Origin of the sequence: Enterobacter sp. HMSC16D10 (genome assembly GCF_001807145.1) — a bacterium.
GTDB classification, from domain to species: Bacteria; Pseudomonadota; Gammaproteobacteria; order Enterobacterales; family Enterobacteriaceae; genus Enterobacter; species Enterobacter roggenkampii.
The window spans coordinates 1-4,733 of the sequence record NZ_KV787870.1; the positions used below are offsets into that span (position 1 = coordinate 1).

Below are 4,733 nucleotides of genomic sequence, written 5' to 3' on the forward strand. Positions count from 1 at the left end.
GGCCGTCCGACGATGACGTGGTGCCGTCACCCCAATGCTCGGCGAAGGGATGCCGGAACTGCGCGTTCACCAATTCGGCCAGCGCCGTCGAATAGGTTTCATCGCGGGTATGCCAGGCTTGTAGCCAGGCGAGCTTGGCATACGTTGTGCCGGGACAGGACTCGGCCATCTTGGTCAGGCCGAGATTGATCGCGTCGGCCAGTATGGTGGTCAGCAGCAGGTTCTTGTCCTTGGCCAGGTCGCCCGATTTCAGGTGCGTAAAGTGGCGGGTGAAGCCCGTCCATTCATCCACTTCCATAAGCAGTTCGGTGATCTTGATGTGCGGCAGGATCATCGCGGTCTGGTCGATCAGCGCCTGCGCGGTGTCAGGCACCGCCGCATCCAGAGGCGTGATCTTCAGGCCAGACTCGGTGATGATGGCGTCCGGCAGGTCGTTGGCCGCCGCCATGCGGTTGACGGTCGCAAGCTGTGTTTCTAGCAGCGTCAGCCGGTCATGCAGGTACTGGTCGCAGTTGGTGACCACAGCCAGCGGCAGTTCGCTGGCCAGCTTGAGGCTGGCGAATTTCACAGGCGGTACCAGGTAGTCCTCGAAATCCTTGAACTGGCGTGAGCCTTGCACCCAGATGTCGCCGGAGCGCAGCGCGTTCTTCAGTTCCGACAGTGCGCACAACTCGTAGTAGCGCCGGTCGATGCCGGCATCGGTCATCACCAGCTTCTGCCAGCGCGGCTTGATGAAGTCGGTCGGCGCATCGGCAGGCACCTTGCGTGCGTTGTCGCTGTTCATGCCGCGCAGCACCTCGATGGCGTCCAGCACATCCTTGGCAGCGGGCGCAGCCCGCAGCTTGAGCACGGCGAGGAATTCCGGCGCGTACCGGCGTAACGTGGCGTAGCTCTCGCCGATGCGGTGCAGGAAATCGAAGTCCTCGGGCTGCGCGAGCTTCTGCGCTTCGGTGACATTTTCGGCGAAAGCATCCCAGGATAGTACGCCCTCGATGGCGGCGAACGGATCGCGGCCCGCTTGCTTGGCCTCGATCAGCGCCTGGCCGATGCGCCCGAACAGCCGCACCTTGGCGTTGATCGCCTTGCCGGATGCCTGAAACTGCTGCTGATGCTTGTTCTTGGCGGCGTTGAACAGCTTGCCCAGGATGCGGTCGTGCAAGTCGATGATTTCGTCGGTGACCGTGGCCATGCCCTCGATGGCGAGCGCGACCAGGGTGGCGTAGCGCCGCTGCGCCTCGAACTTGGCCAGGTCGGCGGGTGTCATCTGGCCACCCTCGCGGGCGATCTTGAGCAGGCGATTCTGGTGCACCGACCGCTCGACGCCGGAAGGCAGGTCGAGCGCCTGCCATGCCTTGAGGCGTTCGATGTGTTCGAGCATGTGCCGCGAATTGGGCTTGACGGGTGACTGGCGCAGCCAGGCCAGCCAGGTCGTTTTGCCGTTGTCCCGGCGTTTGAGCAGATCGTCAAGGCGGCGACGATGCGCGTCCGATAGCGGTTCGGACAAGGTTTCGTAGATTTGCCGGTTGGCGCGGGTGATCGCCTCGGCACAGACGCGCTCGACAACATCCAGCGTCGGCAAGATGACGTGTCGGTGCCGCAGGTCGTCGAGAACACTGTTGGCCAGCATGATGCCCTTGTCGGTTTGCAAGGCCAACTCGGTCGCGGCATGGACAGCCTGCCGATAGTGCGCCAGGCCGAACGGCTCCATGCCCAAATATGCACGCAGCTCAAGCAGATGCTCGCGCCGGGTTTCTTCCCTCTCTGCATACTGTGGCCAGCACGATGGATCGATGCGCAGTTGCCGTCCGATCCATTGCAGCAGGGGCATCGGCACCGCAGCGTCGGGCAGCAGGCCCTGACCGGGAAAGCGCAATAAGCATAATTGCACCGCGACACCCAGGCGGTTGGCGTCACCGCGCCGCTGGCGGATTAGTGACAGGTCGGGTTCGCTGAACGTGTAGAGCCGGATGAGTTCGTCTTGGGTATCGGGCAACGCCAAGAGACTGTCGCGCTCTGCGGCGGAGAGGATTGAACGGCGGGGCATGCAGTCTCCTTCTTCTCAAAAACGTAGGTTTGTGACAAGCCCGCCAAGGCAACCGGCGCGGCACGGGAATCAAGGCATTGCGATTCTCGAAAATAGTTCTTGAAATTCTATTCTTGATTGCATATCATCTCAACGAGTTTCGATAAGAAAGGATGCGCATGCGACCGTCTGGTTCGCTGGTGGGCAAGGAGGCAGCAGCCGACACGCTCATCGGCAACTGCACGACCGCACGACCAGCCTCCCGTTCAAATTCGAGTTAGAACTCATATCCAGCCTGTCTGGGGGCACTGTGAAAGAGGGATCACCGATGACTGTTGAATCGAGAATATTTTCTGTAGCCGAGTATGTTCAGCCGTCCGAAGGCGAGCCTATTCGTTCCGTTGTGCTTGAAACCCGAGACTCAATTATCGTGGTTTGGCATGTCCATCCCGGGCAGGAAATTGCGGCTCACATTCATCCTCACGGCCAAGACACGTGGACTGTTTTGTCGGGAATGGCTGATTACTTTCAGGGCAATGGGATTGTTCGTGCCCTCAGGGAAGGTGAGATAGCCGTGGCAAGACCGGGCCAAGTGCACGGGGCGCGAAATACAGGTACCGAGCCATTTGTGTTCGTCTCGGTTGTGGCATCAGCCAATGCCGGTTTCGTATTGGCTGAGCGATAGAGCCCAATCTCTGGAGTTGGTCCAATGAGCGGTCGGGGAGATAGGTAACAGACATGCAGCGGACACGGCTGCTAAACCAGGTCGCAAACCTCCTTGCGTCGCAGCGTGCCGCAAGCGACGCGATCAATCGAATGGGGTCGGCATGAGACTGAACACCATCCAGTTCCCGACCGCGTAGCCGCCTGTCCTGCCGATCAGGTCTTGACCATCGACGCCTGGAATCAGTCCTGAATGTTCTTGGAGACCACTACGTTATGAGCCGCAGCCGCCGCAAAACACCCATCGTCGGGCACACGACCTGCGGCAGCGAGCGCGAGGACAAGAAGCTCTGGCATCAGCGCTGGCGCACCCGTGAGCGCACGGCGCTGACCAGCGCGTCGCCCGAAGCCCTGAGCGCCCATCTGCCCCTGCTGGAAAACCAGGCCAGCAGCGTCTGGTCGATGGGCAAGGATGGCCGCTCCTACTGGCCCGTCAAGCGCCAGGCCGCCACGGCGGATCGCATCGCCAATCACAAGGGACGCAACCCGCAAGAACGCGCCTCCCTGAAAAAGCGCCTGCTGCGCAAGTGGATGAGCAAATGAAGCTCTCCTTCCATCAGCACATTGCGCTGTTCTGGATGATCGGTGCTCCGGGCGTCTTCGCGCCCGTGATCGAGAACGCCAAGCGGCCCGATGCCGGCGCCGTCATGGCGTGGGGTGTCGCGATCGTGGCGGTGATGATCCTCTTCACCCCTTTGCTGCTGCGCTGTCCACCATTCCGGCGCTGGTATGGCCGGACGGATGCGCTGTCGGAGCGGCAGCGCCAGGCGCTTGCCGAGCGCGGCCTGCGCCGCTACTACCAGACCGCTTTCGATGACGGCTACGTGCCCCGCGTGATGCCCTACGTGTGGCGCATCATCTGGACGGTCGGCGGGTTGATGGCTGTGACCGCCGTACTGCCTACCAACACCGGACGGCCAGCCTTCGATGCCTTGGTGGTCTTCTCGACCTGGTATCCGATAGGCGTGATGCTGCTGGTTTTCGCGTCGAGGCCCCTTGGCCGGTTGATTCGCCAAAGAGCACAGGAGCGGCGGAAATGAGCACGTCAACCATCGAGGCGCTGGCCAGCGCCTGGGCAAGGATTGCCGAGGAAGCGGAATTCCCCGCTGACTACGAGGGGACTGCCACACCACAAGCGCATCGGGCTAGCGAAGCTATTCAGGAGCAGATTCGGGAGCGCATCGTCGCCACCAACGACATGCGGCTGTTCAGCCTGCTGCACCTGCTGGGTCAGGCGTCGCTGCGCATGGAGCAAGCGCTGTGGCCGGAGGATTACGAGCGGATGACGCGCGAGGTTGAGGAAGCCCTGCGGCAAGCCACCGACGCCAACGCCAGATCGTACACCCACGAAGAAGTGATGCAGGCGATGCAGGAACGCATCGACCGGGCGCGAGACAAGCCATGTTGATTGGCTATGCGCGCGTCTCGACGCAGGATCAGAACCTGGAGCTGCAACGCGAAGCCTTGAGCAAGGCCGGATGTAAAAAGGTCTTCGAGGACAAGGTGAGTGGCACGCGGGCAGACCGGCCTGGCTTGGCCAAGACGCTCGAAATGCTGCGCGAAGGCGATACTTTGGTCGTCTGGAAGCTCGACCGGCTGGGCCGGTCGGTCAAGCAACTGGTCGATCTGGTCGGCGATCTGCACAAGCACGGTGTCCAGTTCAGGAGCCTCACCGACTCCATCGACACCGGCACACCATCCGGGCGGTTCTTCTTCCACGTCATGGCGAGCCTTGCCGAAATGGAGCGCGAGCTGACCGTCGAGCGCACCCGCGCCGGGCTGGAAGTCGCCAAGCAGCTCGGCCGCAAAGGCGGCCGCAAGCCGAAGATGACCGACAGCAAGATCGAGTCGGCCAAGAAGCTGCTGGCCAGCGGGGTGCCGCCCAAGGACGTGGCCAAGAACCTCGGCGTGTCCATTCCGACGCTGTACCGCTGGGTGCCAGCCTCCACGCACGCTTAGCGTGCTTTATTTAATGAGATGGTCACTC

General features: G+C 61.9%; 6 protein-coding genes. 5 read left to right on the forward strand and 1 reads right to left on the reverse strand.

What is annotated here, in order from left to right:
- Nucleotides 1-2,044: Tn3-like element TnShfr1 family transposase (locus tag HMPREF3143_RS10725; protein WP_070533005.1), on the reverse strand; the 2,044-nt coding region annotated here is incomplete at its 3' end.
- A gap of 307 nt (nt 2,045-2,351) precedes the next feature.
- Between HMPREF3143_RS10725 and HMPREF3143_RS10730 the strand changes: the two genes are divergently transcribed.
- The 5 genes from HMPREF3143_RS10730 to HMPREF3143_RS10750 all read left to right on the forward strand — a co-directional run bounded on the left by HMPREF3143_RS10730 (nt 2,352) and on the right by HMPREF3143_RS10750 (nt 4,705).
- Nucleotides 2,352-2,708, forward strand: a complete 357-nt coding sequence (locus HMPREF3143_RS10730) for a cupin domain-containing protein (protein WP_003465043.1) — start codon at nt 2,352-2,354, stop codon at nt 2,706-2,708.
- A gap of 254 nt (nt 2,709-2,962) precedes the next feature.
- Nucleotides 2,963-3,289 (forward strand): hypothetical protein, encoded by a 327-nt coding sequence (locus HMPREF3143_RS10735; protein ID WP_003100858.1) that lies wholly within the window; start codon nt 2,963-2,965, stop codon nt 3,287-3,289.
- Nucleotides 3,286-3,786, forward strand: coding sequence for a hypothetical protein (locus HMPREF3143_RS10740; protein ID WP_003100856.1), 501 nt, complete (start codon nt 3,286-3,288; stop codon nt 3,784-3,786). Before HMPREF3143_RS10735 ends, HMPREF3143_RS10740 begins: the two co-directional genes overlap by 4 nt.
- A complete protein-coding gene (locus HMPREF3143_RS10745; protein ID WP_003100853.1) occupies nt 3,783-4,154 on the forward strand; it encodes a hypothetical protein in 372 nt (123 codons plus the stop codon). Before HMPREF3143_RS10740 ends, HMPREF3143_RS10745 begins: the two co-directional genes overlap by 4 nt.
- Entirely contained in the window at nt 4,148-4,705 is a 558-nt protein-coding gene (locus tag HMPREF3143_RS10750) for a recombinase family protein (RefSeq protein WP_003100847.1), read from the forward strand. Before HMPREF3143_RS10745 ends, HMPREF3143_RS10750 begins: the two co-directional genes overlap by 7 nt.
- Nucleotides 4,706-4,733: the final 28 nt, after the last annotated feature.

Coding starts and splice junctions, on each gene's coding strand:
- HMPREF3143_RS10730 (WP_003465043.1), top strand. CDS start 2,352: ATGACTGTTGAATCGAGAATATTTTCTGTAGCCGAGTATGTTCAGCCG.
- HMPREF3143_RS10735 (WP_003100858.1), top strand. CDS start 2,963: ATGAGCCGCAGCCGCCGCAAAACACCCATCGTCGGGCACACGACCTGC.
- HMPREF3143_RS10740 (WP_003100856.1), top strand. CDS start 3,286: ATGAAGCTCTCCTTCCATCAGCACATTGCGCTGTTCTGGATGATCGGT.
- HMPREF3143_RS10745 (WP_003100853.1), top strand. CDS start 3,783: ATGAGCACGTCAACCATCGAGGCGCTGGCCAGCGCCTGGGCAAGGATT.
- HMPREF3143_RS10750 (WP_003100847.1), top strand. CDS start 4,148: ATGTTGATTGGCTATGCGCGCGTCTCGACGCAGGATCAGAACCTGGAG.